Consider the following 21,053-nt stretch of genomic DNA (forward strand, 5'->3'; position numbering starts at 1 on the left):
CGCGACCCACCGGCGGGCAGGCTTGCGGTGTGCGCCCGCTCTGGTGAAACGCCGTCGACAGTTTTGACGTGCAGGCGAAGTGCGCGACACACGTCACGCCGTGGAACCGGTTTTACTTCGATCGGTACGGCGCAAAACGGATTTGTGTAGAATCGCGGCCAGGGAGGGCTTGACCGATTCGGTAAGCCCCGCAAAAAGAAGGCATCGACCTTCGTGTAATCACCGGGCTTGCAGTATGAGATCGGCAGCGTGTGGCGCATCGGCTTCGATGCGGAATGGAGGGGCGCGTCTCCGCCAAAGGAGGCATTCGGACGGTTCACGTGCGAACGTGGACGCGGCCACCCGTGGCGTGGCTCGCACATGACGCCCGACACCGCCCTCCAGCTTCTCTCCGACCTGTTCAAGCTGGGGCTTTTGCTCTGCGCTCCGCTGCTGGCCGTGATCCTCGTCGTGGGTCTCGTCGTCAGCGTGCTCCAGGTCGTCACCCAGGTCCAGGATCCCTCGGTCGCGTTCGTGCCGAAGCTCGTGCTGTTCGTGGGCGCCCTGATCCTGCTGGGACCGTGGATGCTGAACCGGCTCACCTCGTACGCGGGCAATCTGCTCGCGCGCCTCGGGAGCCTCGCATGACGGGCGGCAACGACGCCATGGCCGGCATCGCCGCGTCCATCCTGGGCGTCGGTGTGGACACTGGCCTGCTCGCAGTCCTGCTCCTGTCCGTGCGGTTCTCCGTCGCGTTCGGAATGTCGCCGGCGCTCTCGTCCCACGGCATGCCGGCGATGGTCCGGGTGGCGCTGGTCTTCCTCCTCTCCGCGCTGGCCGCGCCGTCCCTGCCGGGCAGCCTTGCACCGGGGGCGGCGGGCTGGTCGGCCTCCTGGCTCATGGCCGCGGTGGCCTCGGAGGTGTTCGTCGGCATGCTGCTGGGCTTCGGCGTGCACATCGTGCTCGCGTCGTTCGCCATCGCCGGCCGCATGCTCGACGTGCAGATCGGCTTCGGCATCGGCTCGGTCTTCGACCCGGTCACGCGCTCGAGCCAGAACGTCATGGGCACGCTGATGAGCCTGGTGGGCGTGACGCTGTTCTTCGCGATGGATGCCCACTTGGTGCTCGCATCGATGCTCGCCCGGTCCACCACGCTGTTCCCGCTCGGCGCGCTGCCCGACTTCGCCGACCCCATGCCGCTGCTGTCGGGTGCGGGCCGCATGTACGCGATCGGACTCGCGCTCGCCGCGCCCGTCGCCATCGCGCTGGTGCTGAGCGACCTGCTCGTCGGCGTCACCTCGCGGAACATGCCCCAGATCAACGTGCTGGTCCTGAGCATGCCGCTCAAGGTGCTGGTTGCCTATTTCGTGCTCGCCGTCAGCGTGCGTGCATGGGCCCCCCTACTGTCCGGCGTGTTCGGCATGGCGGGCGACATCCTGGGAGCGAAGTGATGGCCGACGGTCAGACCGACCTCGATCGCAGCGAAGCAGCGTCGCCGTTCAAGTTGCAGAAGGCACACGACCGAGGGTCGATCTTCCGCAGCATGGAGGTGACGTTCGCGGTCGTGCTGCTGGCCCTGACGGCCTGCGCCTACGGCCTCGGCGAAGCCACGCTCCGCCGCGCGGGGCAGCTGCTGTTCGCCGGCCTGTCCATGAGCGGCCGCTCGTCGCTCGAGCCGCAGGGCGCGCTCAGCGCCGCCTGGCTGCTCGCGGTCGCTGCGGCGCAGGTGGTCGCGCCGCTGTTGTTCGTCGTGTGGATCGCCGGGACGGGAGCCGCCGCGCTGCAGGCACGAGGCGTGTTCTCGGCGGAGCCGCTGCGGCCCGATTTCTCGCGGCTCAACCCCGCACAGGGCTTCAAGAAGCTCTTCTCGCTGCGCTCGCTCATCGACCTGCTGCGCAACGCGGTCAAGCTGCTGCTCCTCGGCGTTGCCGCGATCCTGTGGGGAACGAACCACCTGGGTGACATCCTGTCGATGCAGCAGCTGCCGGTCCGCGCGCAGGCCGCGCTCGGGTTGCGCCTGATCGCCGGAGGGCTCGGCCTCGTCGCCACGCTGTACATCGTCTTCGCGCTGTTCGACTGGCTGTTCAACCGGTGGGACTTCGGCCGGCAGATGCGCATGTCGAAGCGCGAAATGAAGGACGAGCACAAGGAGCGCGAAGGCGATCCGAGGATCAAGGGGCGTCTGCGCGAGCTGCGCCAGGAGTGGCTGCGCAAGGCGAGGACCGCGAGCCAGGTCAAAGGCGCCGATGTGCTGGTGACCAACCCGACGCACTACGCCGTGGCGCTCCACTACCGCCACGGACAGACACCGGCGCCGGTGATCCAGGCGCGCGGCGTCGGTGAACTCGCGCTGCGGATGCGCGAGACCGCGCGCCGCCACGGCGTGCCCATCGTCGAGAACCCGCCCCTCGCGCGAGCGCTGTACAAGGTGCCCGGCGAGACGCCGTTCGTGCCGGAGGCCCAGTTCCACGACGTGGCCCGCATCCTGCGCTGGGTCTACGCGGCGCGGCGCGGCGCCGGAGGAGTCGCCGCATGAACGCACTCGCCAAGGTGGCGGGCCGGCACAGCGACCTGGCCCTGATCGCCCTCGTGATGGGGGTGCTGGTCGTGCTGTTCGCGCCGGTGCCGGCGCCGCTGCTCGACTTCCTGATCCTCTCGAACTTCTCGCTCGCCCTGCTGGTGCTGCTGCTGACGTTCTACGCGCCGCGGCCGGTCGATTTCTCGACGTTCCCCGCGGTGCTGCTGATCGCCACGCTGTTCCGGCTGGCCCTCAACGTCTCGGCGACGCGGCTGATCCTCTCGGAAGGCGACGCCGGGCGCGTGATCAACGCGGTGGGCGAGTACGTCGTCGGGGGCAACTACGTCATCGGCCTGATCGTCTTCCTGATCCTCGTCGTCGTGCAGTACGTGGTGGTCACCAACGGCGCGCAGCGCGTGTCCGAGGTCGCAGCGCGGTTCACGCTCGACAGCATGCCCGGCCAGCAGATGAGCATCGACGCCGATCTCAACATGGGCTTCATCGACCAGGCGGAGGCCAAGCGACGCCGCCGCAACCTCGAGCGCGAGGCGGCCTTCTACGGGGCGATGGACGGCGCCAGCAAGTTCGTCAAGGGGGATGCCATCGCCGGCATCCTGATCATGCTGATCAACATCCTCGGCGGGCTCGTGGTCGGCGTGCTGCAGAAGGGGCTGCCGTGGGGCGAGGCGCTGCGCCACTACACGCTGCTGACCATCGGCGACGGCATCGTCACGCAGATCCCGGCGCTGGTCATCTCGGTGGGCACCGGCCTCATCGTGACCCGGTCGTCGTCGGACGGCGAACTGGGCCGCGAACTCGCCCGCCAGCTCACCGCGTTCCCGCGCACGCTGCTCATCGTGGCGTTCGTCGTGCTGGCGGTGGGCCTGTTGCCGGGCATGCCGGCGCTGCCGGTGATCGTCATCGGATCGATCGTGCTGGGCATGTTCTTCCTGCGCCGCCGCATCGGCGACGGCGAGACCGCGGACGGTGACGAGAAGAAGGACGAAAACGGCGAGGCGGAGGATCCGTACGCGGTCTACGACCTGGAGCCCATCGAAGTCCACATGGGCAAGGCCGTGGCCGCCCACCTCGGCGGCGAACAGGGCGCGCTGATGAAGCGCATCGCCGCGTTCCGCACGCAGTACGCCGAAGACATCGGCTTCGTGATCCCGAAGGTGCGCTTCTCCGAGTCGAAGGATCCGGACGAACACGTCTACCGCATCGCCATCTACGGCGAGCCGGTGGCGAGCGGCCGCATCCTCGCGGACCGCACGCTGGCGATCCACCCGAACGGCGACCTGAAGGGCGTGCCCGGCACCGAGACCCGGGAGCCGACCTACGGGCTGCCGGCGCTCTGGATCGAGGACGCTCATCGCGACGCCGCCCGCGCGGCGCGCTACACGCTCGTCGATCCCACCACGGTGCTGTTCACCCACCTCTCGGAGGTGATCCGCCAGCGCGTCGCCGAACTGATGACGCGTGCAGAGGCCGAACGCATGCTGGGCCACCTGCGCGGGCAGCAGGCCGGTCTCGTCGAGGAACTGGTGCCCACGGCGTTGTCGCTGACGGACGTGCAGAAGGTGCTGCAGAACCTCCTGCGGGAGAAGGTGCCGGTCCGCAACCTGCAGGCCATCGTCGAGGCGCTGTGCGACGGCGTCCGGGTGTCGAAGGATCCCGCGCAGCTGACCGAGGTCGTGCGGCAGCGGCTCGCGGTCAGCATCTGCAACAGCCTCAGCGCCGACCGCCGCACGCTCCACGTGATGACGCTCGACCCGGCCATCGAGGACAACCTGCTCGGCGGCCGGGCGGACACGGCGCCCGGCGATCCACGGCAGGTGGACGCAGCGCTCCTTCGCATCGCCGCCCAGGCCGAGAAGATGCTCAAGAGCAACCTGATTCCCGTGGTGCTCGTCTCGGCCGAGGTGCGCCGCCACGTGCGCGCGTTGTGCGAGCGCGCCGCGCCGCACCTGCGCGTCATCTCCGTCGCGGAGGTGCCGTCCGGCTTCGAGCTGCGCGCCTTCGCCACCATCACCGCGAACTGACCGAGACACGATCCATGAGCCACGATCTCTACGCCATCACCGCGCTCGGCCTGCTCGACGGCCAGCAGCGTCTCGAGACCATCAGCCGCAACGCGGCGAACGCGAGCGTACCGGGCTACCGGCGTCAGGTCGCGGCGTCGCGCTCGTTCGCCGCCGACCTGGAGCGGGTGGATGCCGGCGGCACGCCGGTGCCCGCCGCGCCGCAGGCGCGGGTGGACCTGCGCGCCGGCGCCATCGCGCTCAGCGGCCGCCCCCTGGACCTGGCCATCGAGGGCGGTGGCGCGTACTTCGCGCTGAGCGATGGCACGACGACCTGGCTGACGCGGGCCGGCTCGTTCCAGGTGAACGACGACGGATACCTGGTCGGTGAACGCGGCCTGAAGGTGCAGGGCACGGCGGGGGACCTGCGCGTCGACGGGCCGGACGTCGAAGTGACGGCCGATGGCCGGCTGCTGCGGGCCGGGGTTGCGATCGGCGCACTCCAACTGTTCTCGCCGGCCGATGCCGCGGCCCTGACGTCGGCCGGCGGCACCTTGCTGAACGCGGCCACTGGCGTCGTGCCGGCCGCGGCGGGGGCCGCGCGCATCCGCCAGGGCGCCCTCGAGGGCTCCAACGCCGGCGGGGCGGCCGACATGGTCGAGCTGCTCACGCTGACCCGCCAGTACGAGAGCCTCGTGCGTGTCACGCAGGGCTACGACGACCTGCTCGGTCGAACCATCCAGAAACTCGGAGAGGTCTGAATCCATGTACGACGCCATCTACGTCTCGGCCGTGGGCCTGCAGGCCCAGAAGGAACAGCTCGACGCCGCGGCGAACAACCTCGCCAACGCCAACACGCCCACCTTCAAGCGGCAGCGGGTCGACTTCTCGGCCATCCTCGATCGCGGCGGCCCGGCCCGGGTGACGGACGGGCTCGCGCCGGCCGCGGGGGAGTCCGTGTCGAAGCGCGTGCGGGTCGACCTGGCCCAGGGCGAGGTCGTGCCCACAGGGCGCGCGCTCGACGTCGCGATCCAGGGCGCCGGCTTCCTCGAGGTGCTGCTCGCCGACGGCCGCAGCGGCTATTCGCGGGGCGGCTCGCTGAAGGTCAACGACGACGGCACGCTCGCCATTGCCGACGGCCGAGCCCTCAAGGCCGACGTGCGCGTGCCCTCGGGCGCGACGGGCATCGCGGTCGCCGCCGACGGCACGGTGACAGCCCTGCTGCCGGGCGACAAGTCGGCGTCCGTGCTCGGGCAACTCGACCTGGTCACCTTCGTCAATCCCGATTCGCTGCAGTACCAGGGCGAAGGCGTGTTCGTCCCGCGTGCGGGTGCAAGCGATCCGGCCCGGGCACGTCCGGGCGAGGACGGCACCGGCACGCTCGTGACGGGTGCGCTGGAAGCCTCGAACATCCGCATGGTCGACGAGATGGTGTCGCTGATGCTGATGCAGCGGGTCTACGAACTCAACGCCAAGGTCATGCAGGCCGCCGACGAGATGGTGGGCATGACGAACAACCTCCGGAGAGGCTGATGCGGCGGAGCACCGCGGTCCTGTCGCTGGCGATGTGCGTGGCGCCGGCCCTCGCGGCGGGGCCCACGTCGGCCACGACGCTGCGCGACGACGTGCTGCATGCCACGGAGGCGCTGCTGCACGGATCGGGGCTGTCCATCGAGGTGTCGCGCGCACAGGTCCTGGCCTCGCGCGAGCTGCGCGCCGACGAGTCGTTCGTGCTCGTGCCGCGCTGGTCGGCGCGGGATTCGGCTCCGGCGATGCCGCTGACCTTCGACCTCGTGCCCGCGGGCGCGCCCGGTGCCGCGTCCGGCGGGGCCGCGCGCGTCACGCTGGTCACGTCGCTGCGCCGCGAGGTGCTGGTGGCGCGGCAACGCATCGAGCGCGGCGACGCGGTGTCGTGCGACGACCTGGCGGTGCGTCCGCTCGATCTCCGCGCGGTGCCGGTGCGCGCGCTGGCGCCGCCGTGTGCGATGGCCGACGGCGACGTGGCGCTGCGTACGCTGCTGCCGGGCGATGCCTTGCGCGCGGACGACATCGGCGATCCACCGGACGTGTCCGCGCGGAATCCCGTGAACGTGAGGGTGGTGGAGGGCGCGATCCGCCTGGAGCAGTCGGGCGTCGCGCTGGCCGACGCCCGCATCGGGGAACGGGTACCGGTGCGCCTCGACGGCAGCCGGCAGCAGGTGCAGGGCCGCGTGGTCGCGGCGAATGTCGTGGTGGTGGAGGGAACGAGATGAACGGGTGCTGGAAGGCCGCGGTCGCGGCAGGGTTCGCGATGGCCGTGTCGGGTGTCGGAGCCGTCGAGTCCGACAGCCTGCTGGACGCGGCGTCGTACCGCTCGCTGGTGTCGGAGGGCAAGGCGTTCCGCGTGGGCGACATCCTGACGGTGGTGGTGCAGGAGGTGTCGTCGGCCACCACGGCGGCCGACAGCGCGGCCGACCGCAAGACCAGTTTCGGCGGCGAGGTGGGCTCGTCGAAGGTGGGCATCGTCAGCGCCACCGCGGGCGCCTCGACGGACAACAGCGGTGGCGGGCGCACGCAGCGCAGCGGCCGCCTCGCGGCGCAGCTCAGCGTGCGTGTGGTGGAGGTGCTCGCCAACTCGGACCTGGCCATCGTCGGTCACCAGGACATCCGCGTGAACGGCGAACTGCAGTCGATCACGCTCACCGGCGTCGTCCGCCAGCGCGACATCGGCGAGAGCAACACGGTCCTGTCCGGCCGCATCGCGGGCGCGGACATCCGCTTCGACGGCGAAGGTTTCGTCGCCGACAAGAGCCGGCCGGGATGGGTCACGCAGTTCCTCTCCTTGCTCGGGTTCTGACATGACGCGTCTCCGTTTCCTCCTGTCGTGGCTGCTGCTGGTGTCGTGCGGCGGCGCGTTCGCCGCCGACGGCGTGCGCCTCAAGGACATCGCCCGGGTCCAGGGCATGCGCCAGCACGCGCTCGTCGGCTACGGCCTCGTCAGCGGCCTGGCTGGCACGGGCGACTCGTCCACCAGCCGCGCGACGCGCCAGTCGATGGCGAACCTTCTCGCGCAGTTCAACATGACGCTGCCGCCGGAGGCCATCGCCAGCCGCAACGTCGCGATCGTGATGATCAGCGCCAACCTCTCGAACTACACGCGGGTCGGCGACACGGTGGACGTGACCGTCACGTCCGTGGGGGATGCGAAAAGCCTGGTCGGTGGCAACCTGGTCCTGGCGCCGCTGAAAGGCCCCGACGGCAAGACCTACGTGCTGGCGCAGGGGCCGCTGACCGTGGGTGGCTACCGCTACGACGCGAACGGGTCGGTCGGGCAGAAGAACCATCCCACCGTGGCCACGGTGCCCGGCGGCGGGCTCGTGGAGGTGGCGTCGCCCGCGCCCGCGCTGGGCGATGCGTCGAGCTTCGTCGTCTCGCTGCTGGAGCCGGACTACACCAACGCGTCGCGCGTGGCGGAGGCCATCAACGCGTCGCTGGGCGGGCGGTACGCCGACGCCCGCGATCCGGAAGCGGTCGCCGTGCGGGTGCCCGAGAGCTTCCGTGGCCGTTTCGTGGACCTGATGCGCCGCATCGAACCGCTCGAGATCGCGCCCGACTTCCGCGCGCGCGTGGTGGTGAACGAACGCACCGGCACGGTGGTGGCGGGCGCGAACGTGCGCATCTCGGCCGCGGCCATCTCGTACGGCGATCTCCGCATCTCCATCGTCACCGACAACGCGGTGTCCCAGCCCGCGCTGCTGGTCGATCCGTCGCGCTCGGTCCGCACGGAGGCCTACGCGAACTCGCGCATCGACCTGCAGGAGCAGGGCGGTGCCACGCTCGTGACGCAGCAGGGAGGCTCCATCGCCGACCTGGTGCAGGCGCTCGGCCGGCTGCGCACCAGCGCGCGGGACGTGGTGTCCATCCTCAAGGCCCTGAAGGCGTCCGGCGCCCTTCATGCCGAACTCGTCGTCCAGTGATCCCTCCGGAGCTTCCGATGTCCAGCACTCCTCCCATCCACGCGGTCGACCAGGTGGCCGCGGCCCTGTCGGTCGCGAGCCTTCGCAACCAGGTGATCGCCGCCAACATCGCCAACCGCGACGTGGCCGGCTACCAGCGCATGGCCGTCGCGTTCGAGCAGGCGCTCGACGCGGCGGGCGCAACGCCCCCGGGCGCGCGCGCCGTCGTTGTCCCCGAGCCGGGGACCGCGGGTGCCTCTCTGGAGCAGGACATGGTGGCCTTGTCGGGCAACGCCCTGAACTACCAGGCGCTCGCGCGGGCGCTGTCCCGCTATTTCTCGATCGCGCAGACCATCGCCAACGGCGGAAGGAATTAAGACCATGGATCCGTTTCGTGCCGCCGAGATCAGTGCATCCGGCATGGTGGCCCAGAAGACCCGCATCGAGGCGGCCGCGGCCAACCTCGCGAACATGCACACCGCGAACACCGCGTCGGGCTCGAACTACGCACCGGTGACGGTGGTGGTGCGGGCAGCGCAGACCGCGTTCGCGCAGGCCTTCGAGGGCGCCGCCCCGGCCCCGTCGTCGGTGGTCGCCGAAGTGGTGCCGCAGGCCGGCGGAGCGCCGCGCCTGTCTTACGAGCCGGGCCACCCCGACGCCGACGCGTCGGGCATGGTGTCCTACCCGGCCATCGACCACACCCGGGAGATGATGACCGTGATGACCGCGATGCGCGCGTACGAGGCCAACCTGGCTGCGCTGCAGGCCACGAAGGCCCTGGCGACGCGGGCCCTCGAGATCGGAGGCCAGTGATGACCGGGATGATCGGGGCCATCGCGCCCACCGACACCAGCGCGGTGCAGCCGGGGCGCGTGGACGCACCGGCCGGCGCCGGCTTCGCCCAGCTGGTCGAGCGGGAACTCGCCGACCTCGACCGCAGCACCGCCGCCGCCGAGAAGGCGATGACCGACCTGGCCGCCGGCAAGCCCGTCGAGCTGCACGAGGTCATGATCACGATGGAGAAGGCCCGCCTCGGCGTGCAGACGTTCCTCCAGGTCCGGAACAGACTCGTCGAGTCGTACCAGGACCTGATGCGCATGCAGATGTAAACGAGGACGGACGATGAGCATGCAGGATTACTGGCAGGCACTGAACGCCGGCCAGCGGACGGGGGTGGTGGCCGGTGCCGCCGCGATCGTGGTCGCCACGGCGGCATTCGGGTACTGGGCCCTGCGCGACCCGCTGGTGCCCGCTGCGGCGTCGCTGTCACCGGAGCGCCAGGCGACGCTCGCGGCGGAGCTGGAGCGGGCCAAGGTGCCCTACCGCCTCGGGCCCGACGGCAGCACGGTGCTCGTGCCCGAGTCGGCGGCGGGCAGGGCGCGCGCCGCGATGGGCACGGGCCTCGGCGTGCCGCCGGAGGCCGGCCTCGAGATCTTCAAGGAGTCGGACTTCTCGACGACGGACTTCGCCCAGCGCGTCAACTACCAGCGCGCGCTGCAGGGCGAGCTGTCCCGCACGCTGCAGACGATCGATGGTGTCCGCGCATCGCGCGTGCACGTCGTGCTGCCCGAGAGCGGCCTGCTCAAGCGCACGGGCGCCCGCGCGGCCGTGGCGGTGACGCTGCAGCTTGAGCCGGGCCGCGCGCTGTCGCGTGCCCAGGTCACCGGCATCCAGCGCCTTGCGGCGGCGTCGGTGCCCGACATCAAGGCCGGCGACGTCGTCGTGCTCGACGCGACGGGACGCACCCTCAGCCGCGGCGCGGTCGAAGCGGACGACGACGCGACCTCCGGCCAGCTGGACCTCAAGCGCCAGGTCGACGCTTATGTTGAGGGCAAGCTCTCACGCCTGCTCGCCGAGCTGGTGCCCGACGGCCAGGTCACGCTGTCCGCGGACACGCAGCTAGATTTCAAGCAGATCAAGGTCACGACCGAACAGCCGGTGGCGGCTGCCAGTACCGATGCGGAACGCCCCGCGGGCGTGCTCGTCAAGGAACGGCAGTCGCAGCGCAGCGGCGGAACGGGCGGGTCGCCGTCGGCCGAGTCGCGCGGCAGCGAGACCTCGGACTGGGAGTACGAGTACAAGGTCGGGCACCGCGTGGAGCAGTCGCTGTCGACGCCGGGCGCGGTGAAGCGCCTCAGCGTCGCGGTGGCCATCCACGGCGCGCCGGACACCCTCGCACCGGCCGCGGTGGAACACCTCGTCGCGCACGCCGTCGGCATCGATCGCAGCCGCGGTGACGCGATGGCCGTCGTGCTGCTGCCCCGGATCGAGGCGGGACGCGGCACGGTGTCGGCCGGCCATGCGAGCGTGCCCACGCCCGTGGGGGTCGAGACGGAGGGAGTGCCGGCCGGCGAACGCTTCAATGCACTCGCGACGCCGCTGCTGGCCGTGATGGTGGTGATCCTGCTCGCCGTCACGGGGTGGCTCGCGACGCGGCGGTCCGTGCCGGCCGCGCGCGACCCGGCGGTCGACGAGGACGCGGCCGCGGCGCGTGTCCGGGCATGGCTCGGCCAGGAAGAGGCTCCGCGATGAACCCCGACCGCTCCCCGCAGGCCCGCGAGGCCGCGCTGCTGCTGCACGGCCTGCCCGACGAGGCCCGGCGTGGCGTACTGGCACGCCTGTCCGATGACGAACGCGGCCGCGTGATGCCGCTGCTGGACGAACTCGCCTCGCTCGGCATCCCCCGCCGCCCCCATCGCGTGGTGCCGGGCGTTGCCGACGGCCCGCAGGGGCCGCGCGACGCGGTGGACCGCCTGTCCCCCGAGCACGTGCTGGACGCCGTGCGTTCGTGCTCGGACGTGACGCTGTCGCTGCTGCTCGACGCGGGGCCGTGGTCGTGGCAGGACACCGTTCTCGCCGGCCTGCCCGTCGAACGGCGCATTGCCGTGCAGGCGCTGTGCGGGCACGAGGCGCCGCCACCCGCACTCGTCGGCTCGCTGTGCCGTTCGGTGCTCGGTGCGTTCGCGCCGGCGGCGAAGACACCCGTGCGCACGGTGCCGCGCTGGAACGGGTTGCGGAGGTGGTTCCCATGGACCCGGTGATCCAGGCGGCCCGCGTGGCGCTGGGGCGCACGCTGCTCGCGGCGCCATCGTCCAGAAGCGCCGCGGCCTCGTCGCAGGCACCGGCGCCGATGCGCGTGGTTCCCGACGTGCCGGTCCCCCCGCCGCCGGCGGTGGACGAGGCGGCGCTGCGCCGCGCGGTGGAGGCCTCGCTGCGGACCGAATACGAGCAGCGCGTTCAGTCGGCCATCGCGAAGGAACGCGAGGCGGCGCGGCAAGCCGGCTTCGACCAGGGAATGGCCGAAGGGCGAGCGGCCGCGCAGGACGAGGCCCGGAAGGCGAGTGACGCACTGCGGGCCGACGCCCGCAAGGCCGAGGCGGCCCTGCGGGGCCGCATCGACCACGTGCTGGCGGCGCTGGGCGATGCGCACGGGACCGCGGTTTCGGCCTGGCGCGCCGACGTGGCCGATGCCGCGTTCGAGGCGCTGGTGCGGGTGGTCGGCGACCGCGGTGTCACCCGCGAGTTCGTGCTGGCGATGGTCAACCGCGTGTGCACGGGTCTCGACGCGGACACGACCGTGGTGGCGCGCATGCACCCGCGCGACATCGCGCTGCTCGATTCGGGCGGAGGGGGCCTGGCGCTCGGATCGGGTCTCGTGCTGACGCTCGTGGCGGACGAGACGCTGGCCGAAGGGGGGGTCGTGGTCGATGCGGCGGCGGGGCGGTTCGACGGCTCTCTGGCGACCCAGCTCGCCCGCCTGCGAGAGGCGTTCGACGGCGCCGGCGGAGGCGCACCGTGAAGTCCCTCGTCGACGCGATCCGCCGCACCGAGACCGTGGCCCGCGTGGGCCGCGTCGTGAGCGTGCGCGGAGCCACCATCGAGGCCGCCGGCCCGGCCGCGCGTGTCGGCGAGGTCTGTTCGATCGAGATGGCGGGGGCTGAGATGCCCGCCTTCGCGGAGGTGGTGGGTTTCGGCGACGGCCGTTCGGTGCTGATGCCGTACGGCGATGCCGGTGGCATCGCGGTCGGCTCGCGCATCGTCGCGATGGGCAGCACCGGTGAGGTTCCAGTGGGCCCCGGCCTGCTCGGGCGTGTCGTCGATGCATTCGCCCGGCCGGTCGACGACCGCGGGCCCATCGTGTCCACCGCCCGGCGGCCGCTGAAGCCCGCCCCGGTGGGCGCACTGCAGCGCGCTCGCGTCGAGGCGCCGATGGCGACCGGGGTCAAGGCGATCGACAGCCTGCTGTCACTGGCCAAGGGGCAGCGCATCGGCCTGTTCGCGGGCAGCGGCGTCGGCAAGAGTTCGCTGCTGGGGATGCTCGCTCGCGGCGCGTTCGCGCCGGTCAACGTGATCGCGCTCATTGGCGAGCGCAGCCGCGAGGTCCGCGAGTTCATCGAGGACCAGCTGGGCCCGGAGGGATTGAAGCGGTCGGTCGTCGTGGTCGCCACGTCGGCCGAATCGGCGATCGTCCGGCTGCGCGCGGCCTATACGGCGACCGCCATCGCCGAACACTTCCGCGACCAGGGGCAGGACGTCCTCCTGACGATGGATTCCCTGACCCGATTCGCGATGGCCCGCCGCGAGGTGGGTCTCGCCGCAGGGGAGCCGCCCACCGCGCGCGGCTACACGCCGTCGGTGTTCTCCGAGATCCCGCAGCTCTGCGAACGATGCGGACCCGCGGCCGCCTCGGGGTCGATCACCGCGATCTACACCGTGCTGGTCGAGGGGGACGACCTCAACGAGCCGGTGTCGGACACCGTGCGGGGCACGCTGGACGGGCACATCGTGCTCTCGCGCGACCTCGCCCATGCCGGGCACTACCCGGCGATCGACGTGCTCAAGAGCATCAGCCGGCTGCATGGCGCCATCAGTGATCCCGCGCACCTGGCGGCCGCCCGTTCGTTCGGTGCCGCGCTGTCGCTGTACGAGCGCAACCGGCAGCTCGTCGAGATCGGGGCCTACCGGCCGGGTGCCAATCCGGCGCTGGACCGCGTGGTCGACGCCATGCCCCGCATCGAGGCGTTCCTGACGCAGCGCCTCGCGGAGCGCGTGGAACGGCCCGCTGCCATCGAACAGCTGCGGCAGCTCGTCGCGACGCTGGAGGTGCCACATGGCCACTGACCGGGCGCTTGAAGTGCTGAAGGCGCGTGCGGGACTGGAACTCGGCGACGCGGCGCGGGCGTTCGCGGACGCCGCGCGGCTGCACGCCGATCGCGGCGAGTCCGCACGGCGCATCGAGCAGGCCTGCAGCGCATCCCGGGCGGAACTCCAGCGGCTGGCCGGCGGTGGACCGATCAACCTCGCCACCTACGACCTGGTGCGCCGCATCGGGCAGGCCGACCGGCAGCGCCTGCGCGATGCACGGGCCGAACTGTCCGATGCCGAGGCCTCGCTCGAACGGGCTCGGCTGGACGTCGCCCGGCTGCGCCTGCAGGAGCGCGGTCTCGGCCAGGCGATCGACCGCCTCCGCCGGGCGGCACGCGACGAAGACGAGGCACGGGCGCAGGCCACGCTGGATGACCTGTGGCTGCAGCAGACATGGAGGCTGGGATGACGGTGGTCGAATCCTGGGTGGGATCGCCGGCACCGTCCGGCACGAAGCCGGCGGTGCGGTGCGACGACGATGCGGCGCGCCTGTGGAAGGACGTCTTCGCGCAGGGACGTGTGGTCGAGGCCCGCGAGGAGGGACCGGCCGACGGTGGTGCTCCGCGCGATCCGGCGCCGGGGGACGAGGCCGCGCCGGATCACGCGCGTGGTCGGCCGGCCGCGAGCGCTTCGGTTCGAGGGTCTGCGTTGCCGGGATCGGCTGGCCCGATGCCGGCCGGCGTGCGGCCTGCCGCGCCGTCGCCGGCGATGCCGGCCGGCGCGTCGATCGTCACAGCTCCTGCCTCGGCCCACCCGTCGAACGACGATGCCGGCACCGCGGCCACGGCGAACGGCATGGCGACTGCCTCGAGGGTTGCCGCGCCAGCGGGCGCGACCCGGTTCGACGAGCCGCCCGTCGCAGGCCCGACGCCGATCGTCGACGATCCGATGGTGCCGGTGCCGGACGAGGTCGTCCAGGTTCACGAAGCCGACGGCGCGCTGTCGTTCGTGATCCGTGACCGCTCGCTCGCCGATGCCGCGGCGGTGCGCTGCGCGCTGGAGACCGCCCGGCGCCTGACCGGTGATGCCCGCGCGGTGCGCCAGGTCACCCTCAACGGCCGGACCATCTACACGGACGCCTCACCGGCCCCGCGTCCGCGCGGGACCGGTGCGTCGTTCACCTGCTGACACCTTCCAACGAACACGACAGAGGAATTCACCATGGCCACTTCCGCGATCGGCGCCACCAATCCGATCACCTCCGCGGCGGCGTCGTCGCTGTCGATGGAGGACCTGCTGCGCGTGATGCTCACCGAGCTCACGTACCAGAACCCCCTGAAGCCCGTCGAGAACAAGGACTTCATGATGCAGGTCGCGCAGTTCTCGTCGCTGGATGCGACCCAGCGTCTCAACCAGAACATCGAGCAGCTGCTGGGACTGCAGTCGTTGAACCAGTCGGTGGGCCTGCTCGGCAAGAACATCTCGGCGCAGACGCCGTCCGGCTCCGTGACGGGGCAGGTGAGCGCGCTGTCGCTCGTCGACGGCCAGCCCCAGCTCACCATCACGACCACGGCGGGCCAGACCGTGGCGGGCATCACCATCGGCCAGATCCAGACCATCCGCTGACCAGGAGACCGACCATGATCGATTCCATCTACACCGCGATGTCGGGCCTGCAGGGCCACCAGCGGGCGCTCAGCACCATCAGCCACAACGTGGCCAACATGAACACGCCGGGCTTCCGCGGATCACACGTCGACTTCGTCGACCTGATCACGGGTGGCAACGAAGGCGGATCGCAGGGCGCGGGCGAAGGCACGGGCGGCCGGGGCGTCGACGCGTCCCACGTGTCGCTCGACATGCGCAGCGGCGAGGTCCGCCAGACCGATCGCGACCTGGACCTGGCCATCGACGGTGACGGCTTCTTCGTGCTGCAGGACGACACCGGCGCGCTGCGCTACACGCGCAACGGCGGCTTCGATTTCAACAACGACGGCGTGCTGGTCGGGACGGGCAACCGCATGAAGCTGATGGGCTTCGCCGAGGGCGACCAGCTCGTGCCGGTGTCGATCGACGGGCTGCGCAGCAGCGCGCCGGCCCTCACGACCGCCGTGACCCTGACCGGCAACCTCTCCTCCACGGACAACGAACACACGATCGATTCGCTGCCCGTCTACGACCGCCTCGGCGGGACGCACAACCTCAAGCTCGTCTTCACCGCCGACACGGCGGCTCCCGGCCGGTGGAACGTCGTCGTGTCGGAGGGGACCCAGCAGCTCGGCAGCGGAACCTTCGTGCTGGAGAACGCGAAGCCGGCCGCCACGGGCGACACCCTGAAACTCAACGTGACATGGCCCGGCACCGAGGCGGCGGAAGTGACGTTCAAGCTGGACGCCGACACCACCGGCTACTCGACGGGCACCACCTCCACGCTCGCGCTGAAGCAGCAGGACGGGCGGGCCGCCGGAACGATCAGCGGGCTCACGTTCGACGAACAGGGCGTGCTGAAGGTGACGTACTCCAACGGCCAGTCCGCGCAGGGCCCGAAGATCGCGCTCGCGAAAGTCTCCGACGAGGCCGGCCTGATGTCCCGCGGAGGCGCGGTGTTCTCGTACGAGGGCACCCGCCCGCCGACGGTGCATCCGGTGGGTGACGGCCTTCGCCTCGCGGTGAAGTCGCTCGAGTTGTCCAACGTGGACCTCACGAGTGAGTTCAGCGCACTGATCCTGATGCAGCGCGGGTACCAGGCGTCGTCGCAGGTGGCGAGCACCGCGAACGACATGCTGCAGCAGCTGTTCGAAATGAAGGGCCGGCGGTGAACGACGACGTGAGACCGTTCCTTCTGCTGGGCGACCACGAGCTCGGCGGTCTGGAAGCGCATCTGCGGCCGGTGCTCGATGTCTGGCGCCGCGCCTGGACGGTGGACGCCACGGGCGCCATGGACATCGTGGTGACGGTTTGGCGGCCCGACTCGACCCGGCCGCTTGCCGGGACCGAATGGTGCGGCGTCGACGGCCGCGTGTGGATCGCCGATGCCGCCCCGGTGGTGTCGCCCGCCTGGCTCGCCGTGCTGGGCCGCCGCTTCGACGCGGCGGGTGCCGACGACGGGTGGGCACGTGCCGCCTTCGCCGAGGCCGTCGCCGCGCGGGACCGCGCGGTGGCGGAGGCGCTCGTCGGAGCCGTGTCCGCGACCACGCGGCGGCCCGTCGATCCGCAGCTCGCCCGTCCCGGATCCGGAGCCGTCCGCATTGTGGCCGACGCCGCGGGCCTCGACCTCGTCGCGGACGCGGGTGCACTCTCGCGGCTGCCGCCGCGGGTGCGCGCAGCGGCGTTGCCGTCGCCGCGGTCGGACGTGCTTTCCGCCGCCGCGGGCGCCAGCGTGCGCCTGACGGTCGAGGCCGGGCAGGTCGACCTCGACGTGGCGCGGCTTCTGTCGCTGCAGCCCGGCGACGTCATTCGCCTGCCGACCCGCCTGTCCGACCCGCTGCCCGTGGCGGTGGCCGATCGCGTGATTGCGATGGCCGCCCTCGGTCACGTCGGGCCGGACAAGGCCGTCCAGTTCGTTTCCCCTCCCCGCATTCCCCGAGAGCCCTCATGAGCGTCACCGTCATCGCCAACGAAATCGATCTGTCCCCGCTGTCGGCCACCGACGGCGGCAAGCCGCTGCTGCCGCCGCAGCTTCCCTTCCTCGGTGCCGTGAAGGTGCGGGTGTCCGTGCAGATCGGCGACGTCGAGACGTCGCTCGGCGAACTGCTGGCGATGAAGGAGGGCGGCGTGCTGGCACTGGCCCAGTCGATCGACCAGCCCATCGACGTGCGTGTGGATGGCCACGTGGTGGCGCGCGGCACGCTGGTGGCGGTCGGCGACCACTTCGGCGTGCGCCTGACCGAGACCCCTTCGATGATGGCACCCTCGGCATGAACGACACGTTGACGCGCCTCGCCTGGGCGTTGCCGCTCGTGCTGGTGCTGGGCTGCGCGGCGGCCTGGCTGCTGCGCAGGTCGATGGACCGGCTCGGGGTGACCGCGACCCCGGCCGCCCCGATGAACCTTGTTCAGACGCTTGCGCTGTCCGACGGACTCCGCGCGCACCTGATCGCCATCGGGCCGCGGAGCGTTCTGGTGGTGGAGGGGCCGTCGGCCCCGGTGATCCAGGTCCTGCCGGACCCACCGGCCCGCGCGCGCCGCGCCGCGCCCTGGGGCGGGGCCGGGGCATGAAGCGCTGGACGCCGATCGCAGGCCTGCTGATGGTCTGCCTGCTGCCCGCGCTCGCGTTCGCGGCGCCCGAGGGCGGGAACCTCGCCCAGGCGCGCGTGGATTCGGCGCAGATGGGTCCGCTCGTGCGCACGCTGGCCGGGCTCAGCCTGCTCAGCTTCATTCCCGCGGCGCTGATCGCGATGACGTCGTTCACGCGCATCATCGTCACGCTGTCCTTCCTGAGGCACGCCCTCGGCATGCCGGAGACGCCGCCGAACATCGTGCTGATCACGCTGGCGCTTTTCCTCACGTTCTTCACGATGCAGCCGGTGCTGGAGCAGAGCCACCGCGACGGCGTGGCACCCTTCCTCGACGGCCGCATCGGCGTGCAGCAGGCCATGGACCGTGGCATCTCGCCGCTGCGCACCTTCATGCAGCGCCACGTGCGGCAGGAGGACTTGGCCGCGGTCGCGGAGATGGGCCGCGTCGAGCTGCCGGCCGACTCCGCTGCCGAAGTTCCGCTGCGCGTGCTCGTGCCCGCGTTCATGCTGTCCGAGCTTCGGGCCGCCTTCACGGCCGGCTTCGTGATCTTCCTGCCGTTCCTGCTGATCGACCTCGTGGTGGCGGCCGTGCTGATGGCGCTCGGCATGATGATGGTGCCGCCCGTGTCGATCTCGCTGCCGATGAAGGTGTTGCTCTTCGTGCTGATCGATGGCTGGACGCTGCTGATGCGCGCGATCGCCGGGGCGTACGCCTGACGGCCCACCGCGATGGACGAGCCGGTCCCGACACCGCACGCCGAAGCGCCACCTTCCGGGGACTGGCTGCAGGACCGGAACGACCTCGTCGTCCGGCACCTGCCGCTCGTCCGGCTCATCGCCGCGCGGCTGTACCGCACGCGGTGGAGCAGCGCGGTGGGGTTCGACGAGTACGTGCAGCTCGGTTCGGTCGGTCTGGTCGAGGCCGCGAGCCGTTTCGATCCGGCGCGCGGCGCGGAGTTCAGCACCTTCGCCACCTGGCGGATCAGCGGTGCCATCCTGACCGGGCTCGTCAACAGCACGGAGCAGCACCAGCAGGCCGCGAGCCGCCGGCGGATGGTCGAGTCGCGGGTGGACCTGCTGATGGGCCCCGCCGAGGTCGACGCCACGGACTCCGTCGAGGCCGCGTTGAAACGCATCGCGGAGGCCGCGGTGGGCCTGGCCGTCGGCTTCATGCTGGACGGCACGGGCATGTACAGCGACGGCGAGGGGGCGGATCCGGTGGACGGCTACGCGAGTCTCGCGACGCGCCAGGCGCGCCGCCGGCTGCGTGCCACCGTCGACACGCTGCCCGAGCAGGAGCGCCGCGTGATCCGCGACCACTACCTCGCCCAGCAGCCGTTCAACGAGATCGCCGAGGCGATGGGACTTTCCAAGGGACGCATCTCGCAGATCCACAGCCGCGCCATCGAGCGGCTGCGCGAGGCGCTGCGCCGCGACCCCTCCACCTTCGAAGCCTGAAGGACCGCTGATGCACACTCCATTTTCCAAGCCACAGGGTTCCCGACCATGAGTCCGACGTCACCCGCCACCCCCGGCCGCCTCGAGCGGCTCGGCAACTTCCTGCAGCACGACCCCGACAACGCGACGCTGCTGCGCGACTACGCCGTCGAGGCCTCGCGCACCGGTGAACACCATGCCGCGGCGGCCGCGCTCGCGCGGCTCGCCGAGCGTGGCCAGGCCACGCTGGACGACCATCTGGCGTGGGCCCAGGCGCTCCGGCGCGACGGGCGCAACGACGAGGCGCTCCAGGTCCTCGGCGGCGCCGAACGCCGCTGGCCGGGCGATCCCTGGGTGGCGTACGAGACGGCCAGCTGCCATTTCGCCGATCGTGCGTTCGACCGCGCGTTCGACGCGCTGCGCGATCCGTCGCCGCAGGATCCGGCGGGGGCCGAGGTCGATGCGCTGCGCATCCGGCTGCTGCATCACCTCGGGCGGATGGACGAGGCGGCGGCGATCGCGGACCGCTTCCAGGCCTCGCCCCATCCGGCGATCTCGCGCGCAGCCGTGCCGGTGTGGATGGACCTCGGGCGTTTCGACGAAGCCCTCGGCCATGCGCGTGCGCTCGCCGGCACGGTGCCCGAAGGTGAGACGCCCCCATACGAAGCCTGCGAGGCCCTGGCGTCGCAGGCGCTCGACCAGGGGGACCCCGCTGGTGCGCAGCCTTGGCTGCGGGCCGCGCTGTCGGTGCGGCGGGACGACGGCCGCGTCTGGGTGCTCGCGGGCCTGACGAGCCTCGCCATCGACGACACGGCGTCGGCGATCGACGCGTTCGAACGTGCGGTGGCGCTGATGCCGGGGCATGCGGGCAGCCACCTCGCCCTCGGCTGGGCCTTCCTCGCGACGCAGCGGCTGCCGGAGGCCGGTGCCGCCTTCGCCGCGGGGGCCGATGCCGATCCGTCGTTCGCGGAGACCCATGGCAGCCTCGCGGTGCTGGCCGCGATGCAGGGCCGCACGGCCGAGGCTCGTGAACTCATCCGCAAGGCGCAGCGGCTGGACCGCCAGTCCGCGTCGGCGCTGTGGGCCGCGCACCTGCTCGACGGTGGCGACGTGTCGCAGGTGAGCCGCCTCGCCGCGCGCGTGATCGGGCGCGCCCGCACGCAACGTCAATCCACCTCCCCCGATTCCTCCTCTGGCCGAAACCCATCATGACCCCTGTGAACGCCCTGGACGCGCTGGACGCCGACGAACTCTTCATGCTGGGCCTGCAGGCCAGCACCTCGAACGACGCGGGGCAGGCGATCGGCTACCTCAAGCTCGCCCTGTCGCGCTCGCCCGACCATGCGCGGGCCCACTGGGCCATCGCCGCCGAGTACGCGGGACTCAAGATGATGGACCGCGCGGAGGTGCACTTCGCCCGCGCCGTCGAGCTGGACGACCAGCATCCCGTCGCCCGGTTCCAGTACGGCCTGCTGCTGCTGACCTCCGGCCGCCTCGGGGAGGCCGAAACGACCTGGGCACCGCTCGACGCGCTGGACGAGGCGCATCCGGTGCGGCTGTTCAAGTCGGGGCTGCTGCACATGGCGCGCGACGAGTTCGACGCGGCGCTCGTGAACCTGCGCCAGGCGATGTCGGATCCGGCCCTGGAGCCGGCGCTCGCGCGCGACGTGAAGATGGCCATCGACCAGATCGAGGCGGCGCGCGCCACGAACCCGCCGGCGGTGGATGCTGCGGCAGCGCCCGTGGGTGATCCAGTCCCGGCACCCGCGCCGGCCGCCGAGTCCGTCGAGAGCCACCTCGCGTTCTCGGCCTATCGCGGCGCGACGGACGCCAGCCACTGA

General features: G+C 71.6%; 27 protein-coding genes. All 27 read left to right on the forward strand.

All coding sequences use genetic code 11. The features are described from left to right. Nucleotides 1–360: 360 nt before the first annotated feature. Genes A4W93_RS05085 through A4W93_RS05215 form a run of 27 tightly spaced genes read left to right on the forward strand, consistent with a single transcriptional unit; the run spans nt 361 to nt 21,053 of the window. Nucleotides 361–627, forward strand: a complete 267-nt coding sequence (locus tag A4W93_RS05085; RefSeq protein ID WP_085749578.1) for a flagellar biosynthetic protein FliQ — start codon at nt 361–363, stop codon at nt 625–627. Then, the gene (locus A4W93_RS05090; RefSeq protein WP_085749579.1) at nt 624–1,430 is read left to right on the forward strand and encodes a flagellar biosynthetic protein FliR; all 807 of its coding nucleotides are present in this window, start codon (nt 624–626) and stop codon (nt 1,428–1,430) included. Before A4W93_RS05085 ends, A4W93_RS05090 begins: the two co-directional genes overlap by 4 nt. Beyond that, nucleotides 1,430–2,515, forward strand: a complete 1,086-nt coding sequence (locus A4W93_RS05095; protein WP_157782112.1) for an EscU/YscU/HrcU family type III secretion system export apparatus switch protein — start codon at nt 1,430–1,432, stop codon at nt 2,513–2,515. The genes A4W93_RS05090 and A4W93_RS05095 overlap by 1 nt, the downstream gene beginning before the upstream one ends. Continuing rightward, nucleotides 2,512–4,539, forward strand: a complete 2,028-nt coding sequence (locus tag A4W93_RS05100; RefSeq protein WP_085749581.1) for a flagellar biosynthesis protein FlhA — start codon at nt 2,512–2,514, stop codon at nt 4,537–4,539. Before A4W93_RS05095 ends, A4W93_RS05100 begins: the two co-directional genes overlap by 4 nt. Before the next feature lie 14 nt (nt 4,540–4,553). Next, a complete protein-coding gene (locus tag A4W93_RS05105; RefSeq protein ID WP_085749582.1) occupies nt 4,554–5,279 on the forward strand; it encodes a flagellar hook-basal body protein in 726 nt (241 codons plus the stop codon). A 4-nt stretch (nt 5,280–5,283) separates the two neighbouring features. Continuing rightward, the gene (locus A4W93_RS05110) at nt 5,284–6,051 is read left to right on the forward strand and encodes a flagellar hook-basal body protein (protein ID WP_085749583.1); all 768 of its coding nucleotides are present in this window, start codon (nt 5,284–5,286) and stop codon (nt 6,049–6,051) included. Further along, nucleotides 6,051–6,770, forward strand: coding sequence for a flagellar basal body P-ring formation chaperone FlgA (gene flgA / locus A4W93_RS05115; RefSeq protein WP_085749584.1), 720 nt, complete (start codon nt 6,051–6,053; stop codon nt 6,768–6,770). Before A4W93_RS05110 ends, flgA begins: the two co-directional genes overlap by 1 nt. After that, entirely contained in the window at nt 6,767–7,354 is a 588-nt protein-coding gene (locus A4W93_RS05120; protein WP_085749585.1) for a flagellar basal body L-ring protein FlgH, read from the forward strand. Before flgA ends, A4W93_RS05120 begins: the two co-directional genes overlap by 4 nt. A gap of 1 nt (nt 7,355) precedes the next feature. After that, nucleotides 7,356–8,474, forward strand: coding sequence for a flagellar basal body P-ring protein FlgI (locus A4W93_RS05125; protein ID WP_085749586.1), 1,119 nt, complete (start codon nt 7,356–7,358; stop codon nt 8,472–8,474). A 17-nt stretch (nt 8,475–8,491) separates the two neighbouring features. Then, entirely contained in the window at nt 8,492–8,830 is a 339-nt protein-coding gene (locus A4W93_RS05130) for a flagellar basal body rod protein FlgB (RefSeq protein WP_085749587.1), read from the forward strand. Between the two features lie 4 nt (nt 8,831–8,834). After that, entirely contained in the window at nt 8,835–9,266 is a 432-nt protein-coding gene (gene flgC, locus A4W93_RS05135; protein ID WP_085749588.1) for a flagellar basal body rod protein FlgC, read from the forward strand. Continuing rightward, nucleotides 9,266–9,562 carry a flagellar hook-basal body complex protein FliE gene (fliE, locus tag A4W93_RS05140; RefSeq protein WP_085749589.1) on the forward strand — a complete coding sequence of 99 codons (297 nt, stop codon included), beginning with the start codon at nt 9,266–9,268 and terminating at the stop codon, nt 9,560–9,562. Before flgC ends, fliE begins: the two co-directional genes overlap by 1 nt. Nucleotides 9,563–9,575: 13 nt before the next feature. Next, entirely contained in the window at nt 9,576–10,985 is a 1,410-nt protein-coding gene (fliF, locus tag A4W93_RS05145; RefSeq protein WP_085749590.1) for a flagellar basal-body MS-ring/collar protein FliF, read from the forward strand. Further along, a complete protein-coding gene (locus A4W93_RS05150) occupies nt 10,982–11,494 on the forward strand; it encodes a hypothetical protein (protein WP_085749591.1) in 513 nt (170 codons plus the stop codon). Before fliF ends, A4W93_RS05150 begins: the two co-directional genes overlap by 4 nt. Further along, complete coding sequence (locus A4W93_RS05155) at nt 11,482–12,252, forward strand: FliH/SctL family protein (protein WP_085749592.1); 771 nt, start codon at nt 11,482–11,484, stop codon at nt 12,250–12,252. Before A4W93_RS05150 ends, A4W93_RS05155 begins: the two co-directional genes overlap by 13 nt. Further along, a complete protein-coding gene (locus A4W93_RS05160; protein WP_085749593.1) occupies nt 12,249–13,574 on the forward strand; it encodes a FliI/YscN family ATPase in 1,326 nt (441 codons plus the stop codon). Before A4W93_RS05155 ends, A4W93_RS05160 begins: the two co-directional genes overlap by 4 nt. Continuing rightward, complete coding sequence (locus A4W93_RS05165) at nt 13,564–14,007, forward strand: hypothetical protein (protein WP_085749594.1); 444 nt, start codon at nt 13,564–13,566, stop codon at nt 14,005–14,007. Before A4W93_RS05160 ends, A4W93_RS05165 begins: the two co-directional genes overlap by 11 nt. Continuing rightward, nucleotides 14,004–14,726, forward strand: a complete 723-nt coding sequence (locus A4W93_RS29495; RefSeq protein ID WP_157131590.1) for a hypothetical protein — start codon at nt 14,004–14,006, stop codon at nt 14,724–14,726. The genes A4W93_RS05165 and A4W93_RS29495 overlap by 4 nt, the downstream gene beginning before the upstream one ends. Nucleotides 14,727–14,759: 33 nt before the next feature. Further along, a complete protein-coding gene (locus A4W93_RS05175) occupies nt 14,760–15,164 on the forward strand; it encodes a flagellar hook assembly protein FlgD (protein WP_085749596.1) in 405 nt (134 codons plus the stop codon). Between the two features lie 14 nt (nt 15,165–15,178). Next, a complete protein-coding gene (locus A4W93_RS05180) occupies nt 15,179–16,357 on the forward strand; it encodes a flagellar hook protein FlgE (protein WP_085749597.1) in 1,179 nt (392 codons plus the stop codon). Next, nucleotides 16,354–17,136 (forward strand): FliM/FliN family flagellar motor C-terminal domain-containing protein, encoded by a 783-nt coding sequence (locus A4W93_RS05185; RefSeq protein ID WP_085749598.1) that lies wholly within the window; start codon nt 16,354–16,356, stop codon nt 17,134–17,136. The genes A4W93_RS05180 and A4W93_RS05185 overlap by 4 nt, the downstream gene beginning before the upstream one ends. Beyond that, a complete protein-coding gene (locus A4W93_RS05190) occupies nt 17,133–17,459 on the forward strand; it encodes a FliM/FliN family flagellar motor switch protein (RefSeq protein WP_085749599.1) in 327 nt (108 codons plus the stop codon). The genes A4W93_RS05185 and A4W93_RS05190 overlap by 4 nt, the downstream gene beginning before the upstream one ends. Further along, nucleotides 17,456–17,755, forward strand: a complete 300-nt coding sequence (locus A4W93_RS05195) for a hypothetical protein (RefSeq protein ID WP_085749600.1) — start codon at nt 17,456–17,458, stop codon at nt 17,753–17,755. Before A4W93_RS05190 ends, A4W93_RS05195 begins: the two co-directional genes overlap by 4 nt. Then, a complete protein-coding gene (fliP, locus tag A4W93_RS05200; protein WP_085749601.1) occupies nt 17,752–18,492 on the forward strand; it encodes a flagellar type III secretion system pore protein FliP in 741 nt (246 codons plus the stop codon). The genes A4W93_RS05195 and fliP overlap by 4 nt, the downstream gene beginning before the upstream one ends. A 12-nt stretch (nt 18,493–18,504) precedes the next feature. Beyond that, nucleotides 18,505–19,233, forward strand: coding sequence for a sigma-70 family RNA polymerase sigma factor (locus A4W93_RS05205; protein WP_085749602.1), 729 nt, complete (start codon nt 18,505–18,507; stop codon nt 19,231–19,233). Nucleotides 19,234–19,281: 48 nt separating this feature from the next. Further along, entirely contained in the window at nt 19,282–20,424 is a 1,143-nt protein-coding gene (locus tag A4W93_RS05210) for a tetratricopeptide repeat protein (protein ID WP_085749603.1), read from the forward strand. Next, nucleotides 20,421–21,053: a tetratricopeptide repeat protein gene (locus tag A4W93_RS05215; RefSeq protein WP_085749604.1), complete on the forward strand. Its 633-nt coding sequence runs from the start codon at nt 20,421–20,423 to the stop codon at nt 21,051–21,053. The genes A4W93_RS05210 and A4W93_RS05215 overlap by 4 nt, the downstream gene beginning before the upstream one ends.

It is taken from the genome of Piscinibacter gummiphilus (genome assembly GCF_002116905.1).
In the GTDB taxonomy this organism is placed as follows: Bacteria; Pseudomonadota; Gammaproteobacteria; order Burkholderiales; family Burkholderiaceae_C; genus Rhizobacter; species Rhizobacter gummiphilus.

Excerpts from the sequence above, each read along its gene's own strand:
- A4W93_RS05085 (WP_085749578.1), top strand. The coding sequence starts at position 361 with ATGACGCCCGACACCGCCCTCCAGCTTCTCTCCGACCTGTTCAAGCTG.
- A4W93_RS05090 (WP_085749579.1), top strand. The coding sequence starts at position 624 with ATGACGGGCGGCAACGACGCCATGGCCGGCATCGCCGCGTCCATCCTG.
- A4W93_RS05095 (WP_157782112.1), top strand. The coding sequence starts at position 1,430 with ATGGCCGACGGTCAGACCGACCTCGATCGCAGCGAAGCAGCGTCGCCG.
- A4W93_RS05100 (WP_085749581.1), top strand. The coding sequence starts at position 2,512 with ATGAACGCACTCGCCAAGGTGGCGGGCCGGCACAGCGACCTGGCCCTG.
- A4W93_RS05105 (WP_085749582.1), top strand. The coding sequence starts at position 4,554 with ATGAGCCACGATCTCTACGCCATCACCGCGCTCGGCCTGCTCGACGGC.
- A4W93_RS05110 (WP_085749583.1), top strand. The coding sequence starts at position 5,284 with ATGTACGACGCCATCTACGTCTCGGCCGTGGGCCTGCAGGCCCAGAAG.
- flgA (WP_085749584.1), top strand. The coding sequence starts at position 6,051 with ATGCGGCGGAGCACCGCGGTCCTGTCGCTGGCGATGTGCGTGGCGCCG.
- A4W93_RS05120 (WP_085749585.1), top strand. The coding sequence starts at position 6,767 with ATGAACGGGTGCTGGAAGGCCGCGGTCGCGGCAGGGTTCGCGATGGCC.
- A4W93_RS05125 (WP_085749586.1), top strand. The coding sequence starts at position 7,356 with ATGACGCGTCTCCGTTTCCTCCTGTCGTGGCTGCTGCTGGTGTCGTGC.
- A4W93_RS05130 (WP_085749587.1), top strand. The coding sequence starts at position 8,492 with ATGTCCAGCACTCCTCCCATCCACGCGGTCGACCAGGTGGCCGCGGCC.
- flgC (WP_085749588.1), top strand. The coding sequence starts at position 8,835 with ATGGATCCGTTTCGTGCCGCCGAGATCAGTGCATCCGGCATGGTGGCC.
- fliE (WP_085749589.1), top strand. The coding sequence starts at position 9,266 with ATGACCGGGATGATCGGGGCCATCGCGCCCACCGACACCAGCGCGGTG.
- fliF (WP_085749590.1), top strand. The coding sequence starts at position 9,576 with ATGAGCATGCAGGATTACTGGCAGGCACTGAACGCCGGCCAGCGGACG.
- A4W93_RS05150 (WP_085749591.1), top strand. The coding sequence starts at position 10,982 with ATGAACCCCGACCGCTCCCCGCAGGCCCGCGAGGCCGCGCTGCTGCTG.
- A4W93_RS05155 (WP_085749592.1), top strand. The coding sequence starts at position 11,482 with ATGGACCCGGTGATCCAGGCGGCCCGCGTGGCGCTGGGGCGCACGCTG.
- A4W93_RS05165 (WP_085749594.1), top strand. The coding sequence starts at position 13,564 with ATGGCCACTGACCGGGCGCTTGAAGTGCTGAAGGCGCGTGCGGGACTG.
- A4W93_RS29495 (WP_157131590.1), top strand. The coding sequence starts at position 14,004 with ATGACGGTGGTCGAATCCTGGGTGGGATCGCCGGCACCGTCCGGCACG.
- A4W93_RS05175 (WP_085749596.1), top strand. The coding sequence starts at position 14,760 with ATGGCCACTTCCGCGATCGGCGCCACCAATCCGATCACCTCCGCGGCG.
- A4W93_RS05180 (WP_085749597.1), top strand. The coding sequence starts at position 15,179 with ATGATCGATTCCATCTACACCGCGATGTCGGGCCTGCAGGGCCACCAG.
- A4W93_RS05190 (WP_085749599.1), top strand. The coding sequence starts at position 17,133 with ATGAGCGTCACCGTCATCGCCAACGAAATCGATCTGTCCCCGCTGTCG.
- A4W93_RS05195 (WP_085749600.1), top strand. The coding sequence starts at position 17,456 with ATGAACGACACGTTGACGCGCCTCGCCTGGGCGTTGCCGCTCGTGCTG.
- fliP (WP_085749601.1), top strand. The coding sequence starts at position 17,752 with ATGAAGCGCTGGACGCCGATCGCAGGCCTGCTGATGGTCTGCCTGCTG.
- A4W93_RS05205 (WP_085749602.1), top strand. The coding sequence starts at position 18,505 with ATGGACGAGCCGGTCCCGACACCGCACGCCGAAGCGCCACCTTCCGGG.
- A4W93_RS05210 (WP_085749603.1), top strand. The coding sequence starts at position 19,282 with ATGAGTCCGACGTCACCCGCCACCCCCGGCCGCCTCGAGCGGCTCGGC.
- A4W93_RS05215 (WP_085749604.1), top strand. The coding sequence starts at position 20,421 with ATGACCCCTGTGAACGCCCTGGACGCGCTGGACGCCGACGAACTCTTC.